Origin of the sequence: Planctomyces sp. SH-PL62 (genome assembly GCF_001610895.1) — a bacterium.
Lineage (GTDB): Bacteria > Planctomycetota > Planctomycetia > Isosphaerales > Isosphaeraceae > Paludisphaera.
In genome coordinates this window covers 1,665,053-1,687,040 of sequence record NZ_CP011273.1, presented here as the reverse complement: position 1 = coordinate 1,687,040, position 21,988 = coordinate 1,665,053, and the positions used below count along the sequence as shown (strand labels likewise).

Below are 21,988 nucleotides of genomic sequence, written 5' to 3'. Positions count from 1 at the left end.
CGACGCCATGAACCTGGATATCCGCGTCCCGATCGGGCTCCTCTTCCTCTCGCTGGGGGGCCTGATGACGGGCTTCGGGGCCGTGACCCATTTCACGAACCCGGGGATGTACGCCAAGTCCCTGGATATCAACGTGAACCTCTGGTGGGGCCTGGCGATGATCGTCTTCGGCGCCCTGATGTTCCACTTCGGCCGCCGCGCCCGCGCGTCCGCCTCGACCTCGGCCGAGCTTTGAAGTCCCCGGCCCGTCCCCGGCTCGTCGCGATCGCCGGCCTCCTCGCCGCGATCGCGACGGCCCGCGGGCAGACGGTCGACCGCGTCGGCCCGCCGTCCTGGTGGGCCGAGGGCGAGGACCGGACCGTCACCCTCCTGATCGAAGGCTCGGGGCTGGTCGACGCCCCCATCCGCGCGACCGCCGGACCGTTGCGGATCGGCAAGGTCCACGCCCTCCCCCACGGCCGCGCCGCGTTCGTGGACGTGACGATCCCCGGCGGGGCCGAGCCCGGCCGTTGCGAGCTGACCGTCGGCCGCGACGTTCGGGTCGAGTGGCCGCTGCTCGCCCGACCGTCCCGGTCCCCGCGGCCGTTCGGGCCGGACGACGTCCTCTACCTGATCATGCCCGACCGCTTCGCCGACGGAGACCCGGCGAACAACGAGGCTCCCCAGGGCGACCGGATGTTCGACCGGGGCCGACCGGACGCGTATCACGGCGGCGACTTCTCCGGGATCCGAAAACGGCTCCCCACGCTCGTCGACCTCGGGATCACGACGCTCTGGCTGACCCCGATCTACCGGACCGCCGATTCCTGGTTCGACGCCGTGATCGACGGCAAACCCCGGAAGATGGCCGATTACCACGGCTATGCCCCGGTCGATTTCTATGCGATCAATCCCCGCTTCGGGACCTTCGACGATTACCGGGCACTTGTCGACGAGGCCCATGCGCTGGGGCTCAAGGTGGTCCAGGATCAGCTCCTGGGCTTCAGCGGGCCGAAGCATCCCTGGCGAGAACGCCCGCCGACGGCCTCGTGGTTCAACGGGCCGCTCGACCGGCCCCCTTCTTGCACGTTCCGATACGAGGCCCTCGTCGACCCGCACGCCCTGGAGGCCGACCGCCGGGGCGTGACCGACGGCTGGTTCCTGGGCATCCTTCCCGACCTCAACCTGCGCGACGACCGCGCGGCCCGCTATGCGATCCAGCAGTCCCTCTGGTGGACGACCCTGTTCGAGGCCGACGGCATCCGTCTCGACACGTTCCCCCTCGTCGATCGGACGTTCTGGAAGTGCTGGTCCGAACGGCTGCGGGCGACTCACCCCGGGATGCGGGCGGTGGGCGAGGCGATGATCTGGGACGCCCCCCGGCTCTCGTTCTTCCAGGGGGGCCGCGAGGGCTGGGACGGGGTCGACCCCGGCGTCGAGTCGCTGTTCGACTTCCCGATGCACGGCGCGATCACCGGCGTGTTCAAGGGGAAGGACCCCATGTCGTTCCTGGCCGAGACGCTCCGTCGCGACCACCTCTACCCGCACCCGGAGTTGCTGACGACGTTCCAGGACAACCACGACGTCTCGCGGCTGGCGAGCGTCCCCGGGACGACCCCGGCGCGACTCCGGCTGGCGGCGGCCTTCCTGCTCACCTCGCGCGGCATCCCCCAACTCGCCTGGGGGGACGAGATCGGACTCGCCGGCGGGGCCGAGATCCGCCCGGACTATCCGGGAGGCTTCCCCGGCGACCCTCGCGACGCTTTCACGAGAGCCGGACGGACGCCCGACGAGGATCGCCTGTTCCAGACTTACCGCACCCTGCTCCACCTGCGGAAGTCCGAGCCTGCCCTGCGGCGGGGGAAGACCACCAACCTCATCGCCACGGACGAGGCTTATGTGTTCCTGCGGGAATACGAGGGCTCGCGGGTCGTCGTCGCCCTCAACCGGGGGGCGAAGCCGGCCCGCTTGCGACTCCCCACGCTGGTGAACGGCCCGGCCGTCGTCCTCCACGGCGAGGGCCGCTGGACTCCCGGCTCCGAGGGACCCGCGCTGGAGACGCCCGCCGAGACGGCCGTGATCCTCAGGCTGGGGGAGTGACCGCGATCGTCGGCGCGTCTTCCCAGGAAAGGGTCCGCCGGACCCCTTCTTCGAGGGGCGTCGGCTGGCGGGCGAACCCCGCGTCGCGGAGCTTGCTCATATCAGCCTGCGTGTAGTTCTGGTACTGGCGGCCGAGTTCGGGGGGCATGTCGATGAACTGGATTCGGGGCTCGCGGTCGAGGGCCGCGAAGACCGCATGGACCAGGTCCAGGAAGGTCCGGGCCGTCCCGGTCCCGCTGTTGTAGATACCCGAGGCCTCCGGGTGCTCCCAGAGCCAGAGCATGTGGTCGATGCAGTCTTCCACGAAGACGAAGTCCCGGCGCTGGCCGCCGTCGGGGTAGGTCGGGTCGTTCGACCTGAACAGCCGGACCTCGCCCGTCTCGAGGACCTGACGGCGGGCGTGCCAGACGACGCTCGCCATCTTCCCCTTGTGGATCTCGCGGGGGCCGTACACGTTGAAGAACTTGAGGCCCGCCCAGGCCGGCGGCCGGGGATTCCCCGCGGCGATCTCGGACAGGGCCCAGGCGTCGAAGTCGTTCTTGCTCTTGCCGTAGAGGTTGAGCGGCTCCAGCTCGGTCGGAGGCGTTCGATCGCTGAACCCTTTCGAGCCGTCGCCGTAGGTCGCGGCGCTCGACGCGTAGAAGAAGGGCCGCTGCTCGGCGGCGCTCCACTCCCAGAGGCTGCGGGTGTAGCCGACGTTGTTCTCCAGCAGGAACCGCCAGTCGGTCTCGGTGGTGGAGCTGCACGCGCCCAGGTGGAAGATGGCCTCGATCGCCTTCCCCTCGCCCCGCTCCAGGTCCAGGAGGAACCGCTCCATCGGCACGAAGCGGAACCGGCCCAGCCCGGCCCAGTTGACCGCCGTGGCCGCCGTCAGGGGGTGGTCGACCAGGATCAGCTCCCTCCCCGCCGCCGACAGCCGATGGGCGAGGTTCGAACCGATGAATCCGGCGGCTCCCGTGATCGCGATCATCCGTGGTGACTCCAGCGGCTCAAAGGGCGCGGGCGTCCGTCGCCCGCTCCAGAGACTTTCACAGGGCCGCCCACTCCGGGGGCCGCGCACGCCCCATAAGTTACTCGCCGCCCCCCGTTCCCACCAGCCGACTCCGCCCGGCCTTCACGCGGGGGCGACGGCCGCCTTCATCCCGACATGAGGGGCGAGGTCGCGGGTCTCCGGCATGGCCCTGGCATAAAGGACGAGCCCCCCCACGGCGATCGCGGCGAGCGTCGCGAACCCGGCGTCGAAGCCGGCCGCCTTGACGATGTAGCCGCAGGCGACGTTGCTCAGGGCTGCGCCGAGGGCCGTCGCGGTCGCCAGCACCCCCTGCGTCAGGTTGAATCGGCCCGTCCCCCGGGTCAGGTCGGCGACGACCAGGACCGAGACGACGCCGAAGATCCCCGCCCCGATCCCGTCCAGGAGCTGGATGCCGACCAGGAGGTACGGGTTGGCCGTCAGAGTGTAGAGCAGGCCCCGGATCGGCAGCACCGCGAAGCCGATCACGAAAACCGGCTTCCGTCCCCAGCTCTCGGCCAGCCGGCTGGCCGCCAATGAGACCGGGATCATGACCACCTGGGCGGTGATGATACACGCCGACATCAAGATCGCCGTCCCACGGTCCATCCCCGCCGTGACCTTCTGGCCGACCAGGGGCAGCATCGCCGCGTTGGCGAAGTGGAACATCACCGCGCAGGCCGTGAAAGCCAGGATCCGGCGATCCTGGAACAGCTCCGCGATCGACTCGACCTGCGGCCCCCCCTCGACCCCGTCGGTCGATCCCCGGGCCCGGTCGTGGTCGATGTCCGACTCCGGCAGGACCAGGACCGAGACGACGCTCAGGGCGGCCATGAGGGCGACGAGGCAGAAGATCGACCAGTAGCCGATGAGGTATCCGGCCGCGCCGGCCAGGACCGCCGCCGCCACATTCCCCAGGTGGTTGAAGGCCTCATTCCGGCCCGTCCGTCGCGCCAGCCGCTTGTGGCCGACGATCCCCAGCGTCAGGGCCGCGATCGCCGGCGGGAAGACGGACGCCGCGGCCCCGATCATCGCCTGGGACGCCACGACGACGTAGTAGCCCTGGAACAGGATCATGGCCAGGCAGCCGGCCGCGACGACGCCCGCCGCCCCCGCCACGGCCGCCCGCTTCCAGCGGATCCGATCGATCATGGCCCCCGCCGGCGACTGGGTGGCGATCGTACCGAGGAGCATCGCCGCCATCGCGACCCCCACCTGCGAGGGGTCCCATCCCCGTCGCGACGTCAGGTAGATCGCCAGATACGGCCCCAGTCCGTCCCGCACGTCGGCGAGGAAGAAGTTGAGCGCATCCAGGCAGGCGAGGCTCCTCGGAGACGGCTCGTGCGTCGACTCGGTCTCGGCTTCGGTCATTCGTCCCTCGGGTCCATCAGTAGTGGGTCAGCGAGAGCCAGGCGATCCCCACGGCGCAGGTCGCGAGGGTCAGAGGCACGCCGACCTTGAGGTACTCCACGAAGCCCAGCTCCTGGCCGTCCCGCCGGGCGTACTCGACGACGATCAGGTTCGCCACGGAGCCCAACAGCGTCAGGTTCCCGGCCAGCGTGCTCGACATCGCGAGCGCCAGCCACCCCTGCTCCGGATCCCCGATCACCGCCAGGACGGGCTTGAACAGGAGGACCGCAGGCACATTTGAGACCAAATTCGACAGGAAGATCGCCGCCAGGCTCACGGGGACGACCGGCGAGCCTTCGGTGGCGATCCGACTCAGGTCCCAGTTTCGGACGACGTTGGCCTCGAAGCCGTGGACGACCACGAACAGCCCCATGAACATCACCAGCAAGGGCCAGTCGACCGCCTCGAACGCCCGCTCCGGGCGGAGACGGTCCAGCATGAGCACCGCCGCCGCGATCAGGGCCGCGGTCGCCACCGGCGCCCCGGCGAAGAAGAGCGCCACCGTCCCGAGCGTCACCAGGCCGGCGCGGATCAGGAGGCCCCGATGGTTGCGGATTCTCGCGGGCGGTCTCGCGGGGGGCGTCGGCCCGTCCGGCGTCCGGAGCGATCGGCGGTACACGGTCGCCACCACGAGGAACGTCAGCACCAGGCCGACGACCGCGATCGGGGCCAGCCTGGCGGCGAAACGGGCGTATGAGATCCCGGAGAGCGAGCCGATGATGATGTTCTGCGGGTTGCCGGTGATCGTCGCCACCGACCCGACGTTCGAGGCCGTCGCCAGGCCCACCAGATAGGGGATCGCGGGGCGACGGAGGCGTCGGCAAAGCTCCAGCACCAGCGGCGTCAGGGCCACGCAGACGACGTCGTTGACCAGGAAGGCCGAGAGGACGCCGGACATCGCCACCACCACGGCCAGCATCGCCAGCGGCCCCGGCCGGCGATTCGCGACGACCTGGGTCGCCAGGTCGACGAATCCCGCCAGGCGCAGATAGCCGGCGAGCACCATCATCCCGAAGAGCAGGACGATCGTATCCACGTCGACCGCCCCGGCGGCCTCGCGCAGGTCCATCACGCCGAACCCGAGCATCGCCGCCGCCCCGACCATCGCGATCGCGGGCCGATCCAGCCGGAAGCCCGGCAGGCGTCCGAACGCCAGGGCCGCGTAGACGCCGCCGAACAAGGTCGCCGCGATCCAGGTTTTCCAGGGCGTCATCAGTCCTCTGACTCTGTCGGCCAGCTTCGCGCCGGACCATCGTCCGGTGCCTGTCGAGGGCGGGTCGGGCCGTTCCCGCTCCGTCCGATCGTGAGTCGATTTTAATGCCGAGGAGGCTCCGTGCGAACGGCGATCCGTTCCCGAAATTTGGTTCGTCCGCCCGCCCCTGGAAACGAAGCAATCGGGCGTAAAGACTTGTCAGAAAGTTGTTTGCATTGGAAAACCGCCTGCCGATTTGGGTTCGTTCGTCTGTTTTTCGAAGTCCACCTTCGCGAGCCGTTCGCGTCAGCCTGGCCGCGGGACCAGCGTACGGGCGACGGCGGCGAATTGGCTTCCTTCGCGCCGGTCGCGAACGGAGCCAATCGGTCGCAAGTTGAATCGGGGATTGGATTTCATGTCTCTAATCAGGGGCCTTGAATTGGGTTGGTTCGGCGCTTTTCCTCGTCAGGCCCTATCGAACGCCGGCGCGCCCTCGGACGAGTGGCGGGCGCGCACGATCCCCCAAGTTGACCCTGCGCCACGCTGGCGGATTACGAAGCGGCAAGCGGGCTTCGGACGCGCGAAACCCCGCGAGCGGCCGCAATCCGAGCGACGTTCGGCACGGGTTCATTGACGAAACGGCGCGGCTCTGGTAGCTTTGACGTCCGCAATCGACCCTCTCGACCAGGGGGTCGCGCCGATCGAGGAGAGGTGGCTGAGTGGTCGATAGCGACGGTTTGCTAAACCGTTAGACGGGGAAACTCGTCTCGGGGGTTCGAATCCCCCCCTCTCCGCTTGATTTTCGCCGGGCGACGCTCGCCCTCACGTCTTGCATCAGGCCCGCCCAAAATTTGCGGACGAACCGATCATCGGTCGGGGCTCCGCTTCTTTTTTCTCGTTCGCTCGACTCCGGCTCATTCCATGAACCGGTTCTTGCGCAGATCGCCGTGGCTGTTGAATTCCCGAATGTGGGGCGGCACGGCTTCGTAGAGCGTGTCGAACGTCGGGTAGATGAGCAGGAACGCCAGGGCGGCGGAGTACCAGAGGCGTCCGCGACGGTGGCGCAGGTCCTGCAAGCCTTCGGCGATCAGCAGGAAGAACGCCGGGGCCAGCCAGAGGATCAGGCGGCCGTGGAAGGGGTAGCGTCGCAGGGCCGACGCGGCGAGCGCCAGGGCCATCGGCAGGAGCAGCACGCCCAGCGTTCCGGCGTCGCGGCGAGCGATGCGCCGCGCCCCCTGGATCGCCATCGCCAGGGCGAAGAGGGCGAATGCGTACGGGAGGAGCCGGGGTGTCAGGTTCAGGGGCGTGACGAACGTCTCCAGCACGATCCCCACGGCCCTCGCCAGCGATTTCCGATCGGTGGGGGGGAACGGCAGGAACGCGAAGTTCCAGAAGACGTACATCGACGTCGCCGGGCCGAGGAGTCGGCTCGACGCACGATGGGCGATCAGCACGCTCGCCCCCCAGGCGGCGGCCGTCGCGAGCAGCATCGCGATCTCGCCCCTGCGGTGCGATCGCAGGCGGTCGATGAGGAGGGCCAGTCCGCAGCCGGCCACCACGAAGACCGAGGCGAACGAGATCCAGGGAGACGCGACGGCCAGGGCCGCAAGGCCCGCGCGGCGGGATCGGCTCGGGGGGTCGTGAAGCTCCTTAAGACTGATAAGCGTGACCAGGAGCCCGACCGCCAGGTCGGTCGAATACGGCTTCAATTCGTTCGCGTAGTAGACGAGGTCGTCGCCGACCGCGAAGAGGAACATCGCGACGACGGCCGCCGAGGTGGGCAGCGTGCGCCGGGCGATCGCGCGAAAGAGCCAGAGCGAGCCGAGGCCGCACGCCAGGGGGATCAGTCGGGTCGCAAACGGCGATTCGCCCAGGAGGCGGGTGACGAGCCGTTGGGCGGCCAGGAAGGCCGGCGGCGCGAGCTGGTCGGACTTCAGGGGGCTGGAGAGGTCGAAGATGCCCCCCTCGCGGAGATTGGCGAGGAGCGAACCCTCGTCCATCCAGTAGGGGCGGCCCTGGAGATAGACCCACAACCTCAGCGCGACGCCCAGCCAGAGGCACACCACGAGCGGGCGCCGCGTGATCAGGTCGAGCAGTCGGTTCAGGAAGGGGGCCGGATCAATCGGATGGGAAAGACGGTCGAGGATGGACACGAATCGGCGTGGCTCCAGCGTGCGGATCGTTCGACCACACTAACGGTCGACGCCCGGTTTTGTGACCCCGCGCCAGGTCGCGTGGGCGTCGGCTTCCGGCTAGACTAAGCAAGACGGCGTCCCGGGCGCCACACCGTCCCGATTCCGAGGCCCTCGCCATGCGCATCAAGTGGTACGGACACGCGGCGTTCCTGATTGAGACCGAGGGGGTTCGGGTCATCCTCGACCCTTACCGCTCGCCGGACTCCGGCGGCTACGAGCCGATCGCCGAGCCGGCCGACGTCGTCGTGGTCAGTCACGAGAACGACCGCTATCACAGCCATCTCGGCCAGATCGTCCCGTCGTTCCACGTCTTCCGCGCGCTGGAGCTTCCCGAGGGGGGCGAGGACTTCCGAGGGATCCGGATCGAGGCCGTCCGGGTCTTCGAGACTCCCGAACGGAAGCCGGGCGACGAGGTGGCGATCGTCCATTTCCGAGCCGAGGGGCTGCACGTCGCCTTCCTGGGGGACCTCGGGCATCGGCTGTCGGCCGAGGAACTGGAGCCGATCCGGGGGGCCGACGTGGTGCTCGCGCCGGCCGGGGGGACGCCGACGATCGACCTGGCCGAGATCCCCGCGCTGCTGGACGCGATCGGTCCCAGGGTCGTCGTGCCGATGCACTACAAGACGCCGAGGATCAACCTGGACATCCAGCCGATCGAACGGTTCCTGGAGCGGCTCCCCGACGATCCCGTGGAGCGGATCGCCGGGGCCGAGTTCGCGATCGACCGGGCCTCGCTGCCGACGCGGCGGACGATCGTCCTGCTGGAGCACGCGCGATAGCCCGTGAGTCAGAGTTCGCGGAGGGCGGCGATCACCTCCAGCCGGACGGCTCGCAGGGCGGGGAGCATGCCGCCGAAAAGGCCCATGACCAGGGTCATGCTCAGGGCGACGGCCATCACCCAGTAGCCGAAGCGGAAGTTGATGTTCACCGAGGCGAAGGTGTTGCCGTTCATCGTCTCGATCGAGAGCAGGCTCATCGGCAGGGTCGCCAGCAGACCGAGGCCGCCCCCCAGGAGCGAGAGCAGGAGCGATTCCCCCAGGAACGAGAGGAGGACGTCGCTGCGGGAGAATCCCAGGGCGCGCATCGTGCCGATCTCTCGGGTCCGCGACTTGACCGCCGAGAACATCGTGTTGGCCGCGGCGAACATGGCGCCGAAGGTCAGCAGGACGGCGATCAGGGTGCCGGCCGCCTTGAAGAAGGTGCTGGCGTCGGACTGGGTGGCGAAGTATTCGGCCTCGGGCTTGGCCGCCAGCCGGAACTGGGCGCCGTCCTCGATCTCCTTGCGGAGCTGGTCGAATTCGGCGGGGCCGGCGGCGCGGATCTGGACGCAGGAGACGGAGCCGTCGCGGCCGGTGTTGCGCTCGACGTCCTTGAGGTCGGCCCAGATCTCGCTCTCGGCCGAGCTGCCGCCGGCGGTGAAGAGGCCGACGACCCGGTACTTCTCCTTCTCGCCGAAGACGAGCTGGCCGCCGACCTGGGCCCCCTTGTAAGCCCCGGCGAGGCTTTGCGAGACGATGCACTCCCCCTTGCCGCTTTCGAAGTCGCGGCCGGCGACGATCTTGAACTCGGGGCGGAGCTTCCGCGAGGCGGGCTCCACGCCGCGGAGGATGAGGTTGTTGAAGGCGCCGGAGAGGCGCTCGGCCACGGGGATGTTGAGCAGCTCCTTGGCGGCGACCGGGCCGTCGCCGTCGCGCAGGATGCCGTTGAGCGTCAGCAGCTCGTCGGCCTTCTTGGATTCGAAGCCGCCGGTCGTCTCGGCCGTCGCCCCCTTGCGCAGGACGATCAGGTCGAGCGGGTCTCCCGAGACCTTGAGGCTGTGCTCCAGGCCCTCCACCAGGCCGAAGAGGATGCACGAGGAAGCGACCAGCAGGGCGGTCCCCAGGACCGTCATCAGGGTCGTCTTCCAGCGCACGCGGAGGTTGCGGACGTTGTACTTGATCGGGATCATGGCGACCTCAGACGACCTTGCGGAGACCGTTGATCACGGACGAGTTCGCGGCGATCACCGCCGGCACCACGCCGCTGGCGAAGCCCAGGAAGAGCGCGACGCCCAACCCCGTGAGCGCGACCGACCAGGGGACGTAGAAGAACGGTAGGAAGCCGCCGGTGAACGGCGAGATGTCGACGAAGTCGAAGAGGGCCTTGCTCCCCAGGGCCCCCACGGCACCCCCCAGCCCGGAGACCAGAACCGCCTCGGCCAGCACGATGCCGAGGACCAGCTTCTTGTCGTAGCCGATGGCCTTGAGGACCGCGACCTCGGTGGTCCGCTCGCGCATCGCCATCGCCATCGCGTTGCCGGAGACGAACAGGAGCGAGATGACCACGGCGGTGCCGATCCAGTAGACGACGTTCTTGAGCCCCCCCATCATCTCGGAGAACATCTGGCCGAACGCTTCCTCGGTCTGGGTCCGGGTGGGGAAGTCGGTGCTCCGGTACTCCTCGTCGATCTTCTTGCAGAGGCTCGCGGTCGCCGCGGCGTCGCGGCACTTCACGAAGAGGATCCCCGCGTTGCCGGCGGCGGAGCTCGGCTGGGTGGTCGAGCCGCCCGACGACGAGCCGAGCTGGCGGAGCTGATCGTCGAGGTACTCGAAGTGGAACAGGACCATGCGCTGGTCGGTGTTTCGGGGGGCCTGGTAGATCCCCTGGATGGTCAGCTTGAGGTCGACGGGGTAGATGTCCCCCTGCAGCGGCATCGGGTCGCCGATCTTGAGGCCGTACTCGCGGGCGAGCTTGGGGCCGATCACCGCGCCGGACTTGTCGGCCTTGAAGGCGGCGAGCTGCTCGGGGGGGACGTCGTACTCGTCGAGGGTGTCGAAGACCTTGTCGGCGTCCACGGCGAACTGGGCGAACAGCACGCGTTGGTTCTGGTACTTGCCGCCGTACCAGGAGAACGGGGTGACGGAGACCACGCCGTCCATTGCCTCGACCTGGCGGACGCGGGCGATGGGGAGCTGGCCGGCGAACCCGTTGGCGTTCATCACGATGATCCGGTTGAACTGCTTGGTCGCGGCGTTCGCCTCCTGCAAGGCGGCGAAGAACGACGTGAGGATCATCATCAGGAACATCGAGATCGCGATCGACGCCACCGTCAGCCCGGTGCGGACCGGGTTGCGGCGGGCGTTGCGGAAGATGTAGGTCAGGTATTTCATGTCACGAGGCCGCCGAGATCGGGGATTCGTTGATCACGTCGTCCACGAGACGACCCTTGTCGAGGTGGAGGACCCGGCCGGCGCGTCGGGCGGCCAGCGGGTCGTGCGTGACCATGACGATGGTCTTCTGGAACTCGCGGTTGAGCTGCTCCAGGAGTTCCAGGATCTCGTCGGCCGTGTTGCGGTCGAGGTCGCCGGTGGGCTCGTCGGCGACGAGCAGGTAGGGGTCGGTGACGATGGCGCGGGCGATCGCCACCCGCTGCTCCTGGCCGCCGGAGAGTTGCCGGGGGTAGTGGTGCTCGCGACCTTCGAGCCCGACCACGCGGAGCGCCGTGGCGACGTTCTCGCGGCGACGCTTGCGGGAGAGCTTGGTGAGCAACAGCGGGAGTTCGACGTTCTCGGCCGCGGTGAGGACGGGGATGAGGTTGTAGGTCTGGAAGATGAAGCCGACGTTGTTGGCCCGCCAGCGGGTGATCTCGGACTCGGAGAGCCGACCGAGGTCCTGGCCGTGGACGACGACCTGGCCCCTGGTGGCGACGTCGAGCCCCGCCACCAGGTTCAGCAGGGTGGTCTTGCCCGAGCCCGACGGGCCCATGAGCGCCAGGTACTCGCCCTCGGCGACGGTCAGGTCGAGGCCCGAGAGGACCGGGACGACGAACTCGTCGCGGCGGTACTCCTTCTCGACCCCTCGCAGCTCGATCGACGGCGACGCGTTCATGAAGGTCCTCTCGAAAAAGAAAGCGATTCCTGCTCCGTCCGGTCGCGCTGGGACGTCGGCGGTGACGGCCGGCGGACCTGACCCATGGGAAGCGTCTTCGGGCCGGTCGTCAGCGGGCGGCCTCGCGGACGACGGCGCCGTCGCGGAGCCCGGACGTCGGATTCAGGACGACCTTGTCGTCCGCCTGGAGGCCGGACTCGACGCGGGTGGAGCCTCGGTTCGAGTTGGCGACCTCGATCTTCCGACGGGAGAGTCGCGAGTCGCGGTCCATCAGCCAGACCCAGTCATGGCCGTTCTCCTGGAAGACGGCCTCGGTCGGGACGTAGAGGAAGGCCCGGCTGGCCTCGGACTCGGCGAACTTCTTGTCGGGAAGGAAGTGGACCGTGGCGGCCAGCTCGGGGAAGAGCTTGTCGTCGGGGTCGAGGATCTCGACCTTGACCTTCACCGTGGCCCGGGTCCGGTCGCCCATCGGCGTGATCTGGCGAAGCCGCCCCCGATAACGCTTGGAGGGGACGGCGGTCACGGAGATCTCGGCCGGCTGGCCTTCGGTCACCCGGTACATCTGCTCCTCGGGGATGTCGGCCTCGACGTCCATGTTCCGCAGGTCGGCGATCGTGACGACGGCGGAACGGCCCAGCGACGAACTCATCGCCATGGGGCTGATGATCTCGCCCACCTCGCCCTGCTTCTCGACGACGGTGCCGTCGAACGGGGCGTAGAGGTACATCTGGTGGTGGATCGTGGCCTCGATCTCGTCGATGTTCGACCTGGTCATTTGGATGGCCGCCTCGGTGGCGGCGATCCGGGCCTCGGCGCCGCGGCGGGCGGCGAGGGCCTTGTCGTAGTCTTCCTGGGGGGTCATGCTCTTCTCGAAGAGTCGCCCCAGCCGCTTCTCCTGACGTTCCTTGTCCCAGAGGTCGACCTTGGCCTCCTCCAGGTCGGCCTCCGCCTTCAAGAGGGCGGCCTTGCGCTGCAGGAGCATGGCGTCCATGTCGTGGTGCTCGATGACGGCGAGGATCTCCCCCTTCTTGACGGACGCGCGCTCGGTGACCCGCATCTCCTCGACGCGGCCGGCGATCCGGGTGCCGATCATCGCCTGATACCGGGACTTCAAGTAGCCCTTGGAGCTCAGGAGCTTCTCGGCCTCGCCCAGCGTCATCTGCTGGACCAGGCCGATCGTCACCTCGGGCTTCGAGCGCATCTGATCGTACTGTTTATACCCCACCGCGCCGGCGGCCCCGATGACGCCCAGGGGGATCAGCCAGAACAGCAACGAGACGAGCCGGAGGCCGACGCCCTTGCGGCGCCGATATTCCGTCGAGGTCCCCGGCCGCGACTCGGTCGCGGAGGCGCGATCGACGGTCGGTCGGGGGGCGTTCGCCCGCTCGATCCGGAGGGACGCCAACTCCTCGCGCAAACTGCTCGCCATGGCAGGCCTCGAAGGTCCCGTGGAAGTGGACGCAGGAACGCGACTGATCGTCAGGCGCGATGGGAGGATCTGGGCCGACTATAACCACGATCGACATCGGTCGCGAGGGCGATCCCGAATACCTGATCACTTGTGCTTGAGTGTACCGTCGATATTCGACACTCGCGTCTCGAAATTGTTCGCGCCTCCCCATTTTTCGGGTGCGTGATTGGTTGTGTTTCGGCTGCGCGGTCAGGGGCGTTCGGGAGGGAGGAGCGGGCCGTCGTCCTCGGATTCGGCCGTCGCGGCGGCGCCCGGTCCGACGGTCAAGGAGTAGGTCCGGCTCCGCTCGTCCAGGGCTCGGAGCTTCCCGCGCTGGATCGTCACCCGGCCGGCGTGCTTCACGCGCACCTGCCACTGGGTCGGCTTGGGGATGCCGCCGAAGCCGCCGTAGTACGAGACGAACCAGCGGTAGACCCCCGGCGGCCCGGCGCCTCGGATTCGGGTCGATCCGGGGCCGTCGGATTCGACGAGCCAGTAGATGTTCTCGGGGCCGTAGCCCTTGGTGTTGTCGACGTCGAGTTCGCCCCCCTGCTCTCCCTTGCGTTCTTCCCAGTTGATCTCCTTGCCGCCGGGCTCGACGACGTGGAGGTCGAGGTCGACGTCGGCGTCCCAGATCAGGGTGAACTGGGGGTCGCCGACCTTGACCGCCACGCCCCGGATCGACTCGCCGCCGTCGCCGAAGCGGGCGACGCCGAAGGCCGAGCCGTCGCCTGCGCCGGGGTTCTCGTTGGGGGCACCTCCCCCGGCGGTCGGTCTCGCTCCCCGTCCTTTCAGGGTCGGACGCTCGATCGCGAGGGGGGGCATCTCCAGGAGCGGATCGGGGGAGGGTTCGAGGAGGGCGTCGGCGTCGGTGGAGCCGGGTTCGTCCTCGGGGGTGTTCAGGCCGCCGATGAGGGAGATCCCCTCGGGAACTCCGAAGGGGGAGCCTCCCAGGCGGGTGTCGAATTCGATCGGCCGGTCGACGGGGGGGGCGAAATACCAGAACGCCAGGCTCAGGAGAAAAGCCGTGTGGAGGCCGACCGACGCGCTCCAGCTTTTGAGGTTCGCGATCGACCAGGGGCTCGCCGGCGTCGGCGCGGGGTCGGCGAGCGTCAGGACCGCCGCGGGAGACTTCCTGGCCCCGCGCGCGGGAGGGCGAGGCGGATAGGCGACCGGGATTCGGCCGCGGTCTTCGCCCGCGCCGGAACGCTCTGGGGGAAGGGTCGTCGACATTCGGTCGAGGTCCGGGGGCGTCGAATTCGTTCCGACCGCGAGGGGCGTCGTCACGTCAGGCTAGCACGCGGCCCGTCTCCGCCGGTAGGTCAAATCGGTTGCGGATTCCCCGCGCCCCCGGTACGGTTGATCGGGACCCGATGCGTCGGGCGGACGTCGCGGACCCCTCTCCCTCGCTGGAACCTCGGCCCCATGATCCCACACCACCTGGCGCAGATTTTCGAGGCCCTGGCGGCCGGGAAGACCACGCCCGAGAAGGCGGCGCAAGCGTTCGAGTCCCAGCAGCAGGGGTTCGCCGAGACCGGCGGCTTCGCGCACGTGGACCTCCATCGCCGGAACCGTTGCGGGTTCCCCGAGGTGGTCTTCGGCCTGGGCAAGACGGCCGATCAGATCGAGGCGATCCTCGGCACGCTGATCGACCACGGCCAGGGCTGCCTGGTCACTCGGATGGAGCCGAAGGTCGCCGAGCGGATCCGGGCCGCGTTCCCCGAAGGCGAGTACAACCCCGTCGCCCGCACCTTCCGCAAGCCGGGGCCGGAGGTCGAGGGGCCGAAGGTCGGCCGGGTCGCCGTGGTGACGGCCGGCACCAGCGACCTCCCCGTCGCCGAGGAGGCCCGCGTGACCGCCGAGGCCTGGAACTGCGAGGTCGACCTGCTGGTGGACGTCGGCGTGGCCGGGCTCCACCGCCTGCTCAGCCGTCGCGACCGCCTGACCCACGCCGACGTCCTGGTGGTCGTGGCCGGGATGGAAGGCGCGCTGCCCAGCGTGGTCGGCGGGCTGACGTCGTGCCCGGTGATCGCCGTGCCCACCAGCATCGGCTACGGGGCCAACTTCCAGGGGCTCGCCGCGCTCCTGGGCATGCTCAACAGTTGCTCGTCGAACGTCGTCGTCGTGAACATCGACGCCGGGTTCAACGGCGGATATGTGGCCGGGCTCATCGCCCACCGCGCCGGGACGGCGCGCGGGGCGGCCGGCGTCTCCTCGAACTGAAAGTCTCTCCTGCAATGGCTCTCAAGCGCGTCGAATCGATTCCCAAGCTTTCGAAGCGATCCCCGGACGGCCACAAGGGTCGGTACGGGTCGCTCCTGATCATCGCCGGGGGCCGGGGAATGGCCGGCGCGGCGGCGCTCGCAGGCGCGGCCGCCCTCCGTTCCGGGGCGGGGCTCGTGCGGGTCGCCTCGCCGGCCGAGGTCCAGCCGACGGTGGCGTCGTTCGAACCCTCCTACATGACCTACCCCCTGCCCGACGACGATGAGGGCTTCCTCGACTTTCACGCCTCTCGGCCCGCGCTGGAGCGCCTGGCGGACAAGGCCGACGTCCTGGCCATCGGCCCCGGGCTTGGGGACTCGGCCGACATCCTGGAACTGGTCCGCTGGGCCGTCGCTTCGGGCAAGCCGCTGGTCCTGGACGCCGACGCGCTCAACGCCCTGGCGAAGGACCTCTCGCTGATCGAGCGCCTGAGCAGGCCGACGATCCTCACGCCCCATCCCGGCGAGTTCGCGCGCCTGACCGGGCTCACCACGGTCCAGATCCAGGCCGAACGCGAGGCCCGCGGCGCGGCCTTCGCGGCGCGGAACGAGCACCTCGTGGTCGTCCTCAAGGGGCGTGGGACGCTGGTCACCGACGGCGAACGCACCTATGTGAACACGTCCGGCAATCCGGGGATGGCCACCGGCGGCGCCGGCGACGTGCTCACCGGGGTCGTCGCCGCGATGCTGGGGCAGAAGCTCGAGGCCTTCGAGGCGGCCCAGCTCGCGGTCTACTCGCACGGACTCGCCGGCGACATGGCCCGCGACCAGTCCGGCGAGGTGGGGATGATCGCCGGGGACCTCGTCGACGCCCTCCCCGACGCGTTCAACTACGCCGTCCACCACGACGAAGAGGAGGAGGACGAGGACGACGAGGACCTGACGCTCTGAGACGCCCCTGACGTGCGAGGGACGCCGTCGCGCGGGGCTCCGCCCAGAGGTCGCGGCGTACGTCCCCTGTACGCTCACAGGGCCATCGCCTATACTGAGACGTCCCCCCAGCCCGCTTCGATCTCGGTCGGGCCGGTCGGCTGGCGAGCGTCCTTTTCGTCGGTCCCGCCTGTCCCCGCGAAGGAGGTCGGAGTGCCCAATCCCGAGAACCCATCCTCGGCCTCATGGACGTATCGCATGGAAGTCTCGCCGACCGGCCAGGGCTCCTCGAACGCGGTGCAAGGTCCGAACGACCCGGCCGTCCTGCTCCAGCATCTGGTCAATCTCCAGAGTCAGACCCTGGACGTCCTCCGGCAGAACCTGGAGATCGACCGCCTGAACCTGGATCTGAACCGTCAGAATCTGGACCTCACCCGCGAGATCGTCCAGGTCAATCGCGAGCAGCGCGCCCGCCAGATGGCTGAGCTGGAACGCTGGCAGCATGGGCATCAGCGCGTGCTCGACGCCAGCCGGGAGGCGCTCGGTCGATTGGAGCAGGTCCACGCGTCGCTGATCGGCGAGATGGCCGAATACGTCGAGGACAACCACGAAAACCTGATCGACGGCGACTTCGCCCTCAGCGACTTCGTCGATCGCTTCGGCCCCCGCCTGGCCCACCTCAACACGATGCTGGCCGTCCTTCGACCGCTCGCCGTGGTGCGGCCGAAGCCCGAGGACTGACCGATCGGCCGCGATCGAAGCGGGCGGAATCCATCCTTCGGCGATGCTCGACGAGCCGGATGCGCGAATCGAGCGAGAGTCGTCGATCACGGATCGGGATACGTGCTCTCGGTGTACGGATCCCGATGATCTCGGCGTGATTTGCCTGCTCTCAGCCCGTCGACGTGAACATCTTGCTCGTCGATGCGTGCCTCCGCCTCCGCAGACGGTGGTCGACTCCGAAATCTGGCCCAAGGTTCGTGAACTGTGTCGGCAGGCCCCGCAAATTCAAGGGGACCGGCCTCTCCCATGTTCATCCCGTTTCGTGAGTCTGCCCTCTCCGTTATCAACCCGTGAAGCGTGGGGCGGTAACTGCCGCGGTCCTGTCTCGTCGCTGATTCAAACGACGATCGAGCCCTGGGCCAGCGTGTCCACGGAGGTATCCGCATCCGAAAGATCCTCCTCGATTGCTCGGATCGCAGTTCCCTCGCCATCGGGAAGGTTCCGAAGCGAAACGGCCGCTTGGGCTGGGGTTATAGCTTCGAGCGGCCCGAGAGTTCGGTTCAACTGAACAAAAAAACAAGGCCTGAGCTGAAAGGGCCGACACGGCGGAACGTAATTCCAGGCGTACCGCCGGATGGGACGGCCCAGCGGCCGTCCGCCGGCTGCGGTGCGCCTATCCCTTGTGGATTGGCCGTGCTTGTGCACGATTATGATACAGAAAGTTGATTTTCTCGGAGCCATGCGATATTTAGAAGCGGCCAGTCTGCCTCCACGTCTGTGCGGTTTTGGGTTGGAATGACGCTGCGTCGAGGTGCCGCGGCCAGGACGATCCGCCCGCGCAAGCCGTGTTCGACAGAACTGACTGACGAGCCATGGGCGACTCACAACCCCACGAGGCCGATCCCTAAGGTCGAGCGACCTCGGGGCACGGACGGAAAGGTGGTCGATGCAACCCGCTCGTTCGAGCACTCTGATCGCCTGCGCGGCATGTCGCGCTACGACATCCGGTGAGAGCCCATTGTGAAGGCGACCTGCGGGTCCTCGAGGGAGGACGAGTCGCGAAGCTCAGCCCGACCTATGAGGCCGGAGGCCCATCCACGCAGCCTCGGCCAGCGTCATGGCCTTGGGACGCATTATTGGAGGTACGGCCGATTCGAGATTCGTGCGTGGATTGACATGCGGCTCGGTCTGATGGACGCAAAAGATCACAAGAGAACGGCCTGATATCTGCGGGATTGTTCGCGTCGGATCTTACCGTGACGTTTTTCCGGTCGATCTGGCCTGGAGCCCCGACGGGCGGCTCGTCGCTAGGTGGTTCACGGTTATGGTGTCGATGGCCGAGTTCCAAGACTCTGAGTGGTCGAGATCCATTCGTGTCTGGCGGATCGACTGGGATGAAAGGCGATCCGCATCCAGGCCGCCGGCGTCGGAAACATTGAGGTCCCGGATTACGTCGACGGCGTGCGGATCGACCGAAATCGCAACGCCACGCACAAGGTCGAACGGCGGAGAAGGCGAGCGGCCCGAGGAGGCGGCCGACCACCGACATTGTGTATTCCCCAGGGGTTCGGCCCCGGGAGTTCGAACTACCAGGAACAAGGTCCGACGCCGGAGCCCGGTTCATGATCACCAGCGAATCCGATAACGCGACCTCGACGTACCGGGCGGATCTCCTCGTCGCTGGGACCCTTGGCCTGGCGATGTTCCTGATCAATTTGACGCTGCTGAGTCGATTCGATCGGCTCGGCGTCTTCGAAGAGTACGACGTGTTATTCAACACCGATCCAAGCCACCGGCTCGAGCTGTTCAGCAGCGGATGGACGCCGAACTCGAACCCTGTCCATCCGGGCTTGGGCCTGATCGCCAGCCTCCCGATCCGTCTCGTCGCACTCCTCGTCTCCGTGATCACGACGGCCTCCTCCTGGCCGTCGTCCGAACTGGAGATCCGTCGCGAACTCGCGCTCCTGCTCATCCCGGCGCTCTCGGGGGGCACGATCTCGACCGTCTATATGGTGCTCCGGAAGCTCGCCCTCGCGCGCGGCTACGCCGTCCTCATGTGCCTGCTGCAGGCGGCGTCGTTCAGCCAACTGATCTTCGGGTCCATTCCTGACCACTTCGTCATGAGTGGGTTCTTCTTCGCGCTGGCCGCGTGGCTCGCCGCCTCGACGGTCGATCGGGGGTGGATGCCGTATTGGCTCCCTTGGATCGTGGTCGGGACCGGAGCGACCTGTGTCACAGTGACCAACCTCGTCATCATCGAATTCTTCCTGCTTGCGTCGTTGGTCGCTTCCGGCATCCCGTTCCCATCGACGGCCCGCTTGTGTGTGGGACTGGCCGGCATCGTCCTCGGCGTGACGGGGTTGGTGTTCGCGGCCGACAACTTCCTCTACGGGCGCGCGCCGATGCACGCCGCGATCGAGGACAGCCAGGGATTCGTAGAGAAATTCAGGGATGTTCCGTCCGTCAAGGTGCGCGGGGCGCTCCCCGCCCTGCAGGAGTCCCTGGCCCCCCTCGCCGTTGCGACGACGATGAACCCCATGACGAACAGCAAATTCTATACGTATTATGAGGTTATGTTCACGCTCGATCAGCCTCGCCGTCCGTTCGTTTCTACGGCCTTCGCCGCCCTACTCGCCCTGGACGCCTGGTTCTGCCGGGGAGGTACGCGAGCCTGGCGCGCGATGGGGATCGCCAGCCTCCTGATAATCGGCTTCAACCTTACAGCGCACACGTTCTGGGGGGACGAGTTCTTCCTCTATTCCCAGCACTGGCTCGTCGCGATCACCCTCCTCCTGGCCGCGCCCCTGGCGAGGGGCGCGGCGATCACCCGCTGGTCCGCGGGGATCTCCCTCGGCATCCTCGCAAGCGAAATCTATTTGAATTACAAGCATCTCGAGAGGATCCTCGAAATGTTGCGGTTATATTGATGTGGATGGGCCCATCCACGTCATCCTGCCGTCGATTTCAAGGAGTCGACGACTCAACGAAAGGGGGGCGACCCGGGGTCGCAACTCAGACATTCTGACTCACTCGGAATTTGGATCGAGGCGATGCCTGCTGGTGCGTCCTCGGTTCGTCGGCAAGCAGAGCGGCCTCGACGACCGGCGCTGGGATCCGCTGGGCTCTCCTCCCTGCGGGCGATTCCGTCGATGGGCCCCGCCCCAACTCCGGGAAGGCCAAAAAAAACGTCCCCCGGGCCTCACGGAATGAGGAGACCCGGGGGACGTTCGTGGTTTGTCTTTCAGGCTCGGCCTGGATCAATAACGGTCGCGGCCACCGCCACCGCCGCCGTAGCCGCCGCCACCGCCGTAGCCGCCGCCACCGCCGTAGCCGCCACGACCGCCGCCGCCGCCGCCGTAGCCGCCGCCGCCCGAGCGGGGCTCGCGAGGACGAGCCTCGTTGACGGTGAGCCGACGGCCGTCGGACTCATGATCGTGCAGGCCGTCGATGGCGGCCTGGGCCTCGGCGTCCGAGCTCATTTCCACGAAACCGAACCCTTTGCTGCGGCCGGTCTCGCGGTCCGAGATGACCTCGGCGCTCTCGACGGTGCCGTACTGCGAGAACAGCTGCTCGAGATCCGAGCTGTTGACGCGGTACGAAAGATTCCCGACGTACAGTTTCTTGCCCACCTTCAAACTCCTAGCGTGGCGACTCGACTCGACCCATCTACTCTCACTTTCCGGGTCCTGAAAGGGGCCGACTGTGCGGCCCAAGGCGGTGGAAAGGCGGAAGAGGCAGACGAGAAGCTCTGTTGGGATCTTCGGCACGCGCTCGTTCGGTTTCCAGCCAAGCCGGATTATAGAGATACGCCGGCCGTATTGGTAGTTCGAAACCGGCTTTGCGGTCGAATTCTGGAAATTCTCCCATTCTAACGACCGGAGCGAGCGGCGACCAGACCGCCATCTTTCATGCAAGCCGGAGATCCCCCCAAAAATTCGGAGGATTCCGCCCCCTTCGGCGCGGGATTTGGAGCGTGTTCCGGTGCTCGGAGCACGAACACCGAGAATCCCTAACGCGAAGGAGGGCCCGACCATGCCGCAAGGCGACAAATCCAAGTATACCGACAAGCAGAAGCGCAAGGCGGAGCACATCGCCGAGGGATATGAGGCGCGCGGGGTCGATGAAAAGGAAGCGGAGAGCCGCGCCTGGGCGACCGTCAACAAGGAGTCGGGCGGGGGGAACAAGTCCGGGAGCGGGCGCGGCAAGCCCGACACCAAGGTCTCCAGCAAGAAGGGGGGCGAGGCGGGGGGGGCGGCCTCGGCGGCGCGACCGGCTTCGGCCCGCTCGGAGGCGGCCAAGAAGGCCGCGGCCACCCGGAAGCGTAACAAGGAGAAGAGCGCGGGCTGATCGGATCGGTCGCCGCTTCGGGTCACTTCCGGCGCGTGGGCGGGACGACGCCGACGCGCCGGATGCCGTAGACCGCGACGGGGATGTCGAACACCTCGGTCCGACCTTCGAGCCGCATCCCCAGCCGCCGAGCCACGCGGATCGACGGCTGGTTGTCGCCCTGGATCATGCTGATGACGTGATTCTCGCCCAAACGTTCGAAGGCGACGTCCAGCGACGCCCGGGCCGCCTCGGTGGCGAAGCCCTGGCCCCAGGAGGCTCGCCGGAGCATCCAGCCGACCTCCAGGCCCGGCCAGCCCTCGGGACGCCAGCAGCCGACCCGGCCGATCAACGCGCCGCCGGCCCGCTCCTCCACGGCCCAGATCCCGAAGCCCCGGAGGGTCCAGTGGCCGAGGATCGTGGCCATGTTGCGCCACGCCTCGGCGCGGTTCATCGGGCCGGAGCCCAGATACCTCATGACCTCGGGGTCGCTCGTCATCTCGGCGTAGGCGTCGAGGTCGGACTCGCGGAACTGGCGGAGCGTCAGCCGTTCGGTTTCCAGGCTCTCCATGGCATCGTCCAGCCGACCGGCGGTCGTGATTGCGA

At 67.9% G+C, this 21,988-nt stretch carries 19 protein-coding genes and 1 tRNA gene; 9 read left to right on the top strand and 11 right to left on the bottom strand.

Going from position 1 to position 21,988, the window contains the following annotated elements:
- Nucleotides 1-7: 7 nt before the first annotated feature.
- The gene (locus VT85_RS28285; RefSeq protein ID WP_068412278.1) at nt 8-235 is read left to right on the top strand and encodes a hypothetical protein; all 228 of its coding nucleotides are present in this window, start codon (nt 8-10) and stop codon (nt 233-235) included.
- On the top strand, nt 232-2,079 hold the full coding sequence (locus VT85_RS06540; protein ID WP_068412274.1) for an alpha-amylase family glycosyl hydrolase: 1,848 nt from the start codon (nt 232-234) through the stop codon (nt 2,077-2,079). Before VT85_RS28285 ends, VT85_RS06540 begins: the two co-directional genes overlap by 4 nt.
- Here the strand turns inward: VT85_RS06540 and rfaD are convergent.
- From rfaD to VT85_RS06525, 3 genes are all read right to left on the bottom strand, one after another.
- Nucleotides 2,063-3,049, bottom strand: a complete 987-nt coding sequence (gene rfaD, locus VT85_RS06535; protein ID WP_068412271.1) for an ADP-glyceromanno-heptose 6-epimerase — start codon at nt 3,047-3,049, stop codon at nt 2,063-2,065. The genes VT85_RS06540 and rfaD overlap by 17 nt on opposite strands.
- A gap of 144 nt (nt 3,050-3,193) precedes the next feature.
- Nucleotides 3,194-4,459 carry an MFS transporter gene (locus VT85_RS06530; RefSeq protein ID WP_068412267.1) on the bottom strand — a complete coding sequence of 422 codons (1,266 nt, stop codon included), beginning with the start codon at nt 4,457-4,459 and terminating at the stop codon, nt 3,194-3,196.
- Between the two features lie 16 nt (nt 4,460-4,475).
- Nucleotides 4,476-5,711, bottom strand: coding sequence for an anion transporter (locus tag VT85_RS06525; RefSeq protein ID WP_068412261.1), 1,236 nt, complete (start codon nt 5,709-5,711; stop codon nt 4,476-4,478).
- A gap of 684 nt (nt 5,712-6,395) precedes the next feature.
- Between VT85_RS06525 and VT85_RS06520 the strand changes: the two genes are divergently transcribed.
- A tRNA-Ser gene (locus tag VT85_RS06520) sits at nt 6,396-6,484 on the top strand.
- 120 nt (nt 6,485-6,604) lie between these two features.
- Here the strand turns inward: VT85_RS06520 and VT85_RS06515 are convergent.
- Nucleotides 6,605-7,843: a glycosyltransferase family 39 protein gene (locus VT85_RS06515; protein ID WP_068412258.1), complete on the bottom strand. Its 1,239-nt coding sequence runs from the start codon at nt 7,841-7,843 to the stop codon at nt 6,605-6,607.
- Nucleotides 7,844-8,001: 158 nt separating this feature from the next.
- Here VT85_RS06515 and VT85_RS06510 point away from each other — a divergent pair, with 158 nt between their 5' ends.
- Nucleotides 8,002-8,664 (top strand): MBL fold metallo-hydrolase, encoded by a 663-nt coding sequence (locus tag VT85_RS06510; protein WP_068412245.1) that lies wholly within the window; start codon nt 8,002-8,004, stop codon nt 8,662-8,664.
- An 8-nt stretch (nt 8,665-8,672) separates the two neighbouring features.
- Here VT85_RS06510 and VT85_RS06505 read toward each other — a convergent pair whose 3' ends face one another.
- The 5 genes from VT85_RS06505 to VT85_RS06485 all read right to left on the bottom strand — a co-directional run bounded on the left by VT85_RS06505 (nt 8,673) and on the right by VT85_RS06485 (nt 14,435).
- A complete protein-coding gene (locus VT85_RS06505; RefSeq protein WP_068412243.1) occupies nt 8,673-9,833 on the bottom strand; it encodes an ABC transporter permease in 1,161 nt (386 codons plus the stop codon).
- Nucleotides 9,834-9,840: 7 nt separating this feature from the next.
- A complete protein-coding gene (locus tag VT85_RS06500) occupies nt 9,841-11,034 on the bottom strand; it encodes an ABC transporter permease (RefSeq protein WP_068412241.1) in 1,194 nt (397 codons plus the stop codon).
- 1 nt (nt 11,035) lies between these two features.
- Nucleotides 11,036-11,752 (bottom strand): ABC transporter ATP-binding protein, encoded by a 717-nt coding sequence (locus VT85_RS06495; RefSeq protein ID WP_068412237.1) that lies wholly within the window; start codon nt 11,750-11,752, stop codon nt 11,036-11,038.
- Nucleotides 11,753-11,861: 109 nt separating this feature from the next.
- Nucleotides 11,862-13,181, bottom strand: coding sequence for an efflux RND transporter periplasmic adaptor subunit (locus VT85_RS06490; protein WP_068412234.1), 1,320 nt, complete (start codon nt 13,179-13,181; stop codon nt 11,862-11,864).
- Nucleotides 13,182-13,412: 231 nt separating this feature from the next.
- On the bottom strand, nt 13,413-14,435 hold the full coding sequence (locus VT85_RS06485; protein ID WP_068412231.1) for a YfaP family protein: 1,023 nt from the start codon (nt 14,433-14,435) through the stop codon (nt 13,413-13,415).
- Nucleotides 14,436-14,627: 192 nt separating this feature from the next.
- Here VT85_RS06485 and larB point away from each other — a divergent pair, with 192 nt between their 5' ends.
- The 4 genes from larB to VT85_RS06465 all read left to right on the top strand — a co-directional run bounded on the left by larB (nt 14,628) and on the right by VT85_RS06465 (nt 19,983).
- The gene (gene larB / locus VT85_RS06480) at nt 14,628-15,425 is read left to right on the top strand and encodes a nickel pincer cofactor biosynthesis protein LarB (RefSeq protein WP_068412228.1); all 798 of its coding nucleotides are present in this window, start codon (nt 14,628-14,630) and stop codon (nt 15,423-15,425) included.
- A 14-nt stretch (nt 15,426-15,439) separates the two neighbouring features.
- The gene (locus VT85_RS06475) at nt 15,440-16,354 is read left to right on the top strand and encodes an NAD(P)H-hydrate dehydratase (protein WP_068412223.1); all 915 of its coding nucleotides are present in this window, start codon (nt 15,440-15,442) and stop codon (nt 16,352-16,354) included.
- Between the two features lie 192 nt (nt 16,355-16,546).
- Nucleotides 16,547-17,074: a hypothetical protein gene (locus VT85_RS06470; RefSeq protein ID WP_197491135.1), complete on the top strand. Its 528-nt coding sequence runs from the start codon at nt 16,547-16,549 to the stop codon at nt 17,072-17,074.
- 1,604 nt (nt 17,075-18,678) lie between these two features.
- Nucleotides 18,679-19,983 (top strand): hypothetical protein, encoded by a 1,305-nt coding sequence (locus VT85_RS06465; RefSeq protein WP_068412210.1) that lies wholly within the window; start codon nt 18,679-18,681, stop codon nt 19,981-19,983.
- A 330-nt stretch (nt 19,984-20,313) separates the two neighbouring features.
- Here VT85_RS06465 and VT85_RS28980 read toward each other — a convergent pair whose 3' ends face one another.
- Nucleotides 20,314-20,685, bottom strand: coding sequence for an RNA recognition motif domain-containing protein (locus VT85_RS28980; protein WP_068421514.1), 372 nt, complete (start codon nt 20,683-20,685; stop codon nt 20,314-20,316).
- A 403-nt stretch (nt 20,686-21,088) separates the two neighbouring features.
- Here VT85_RS28980 and VT85_RS06455 point away from each other — a divergent pair, with 403 nt between their 5' ends.
- Nucleotides 21,089-21,403, top strand: coding sequence for a plasmid stabilization protein (locus VT85_RS06455; RefSeq protein ID WP_068412201.1), 315 nt, complete (start codon nt 21,089-21,091; stop codon nt 21,401-21,403).
- A gap of 22 nt (nt 21,404-21,425) precedes the next feature.
- Here the strand turns inward: VT85_RS06455 and VT85_RS06450 are convergent, their stop codons facing one another.
- Nucleotides 21,426-21,953 (bottom strand): GNAT family N-acetyltransferase, encoded by a 528-nt coding sequence (locus tag VT85_RS06450; protein WP_068412200.1) that lies wholly within the window; start codon nt 21,951-21,953, stop codon nt 21,426-21,428.
- Nucleotides 21,954-21,988: the final 35 nt, after the last annotated feature.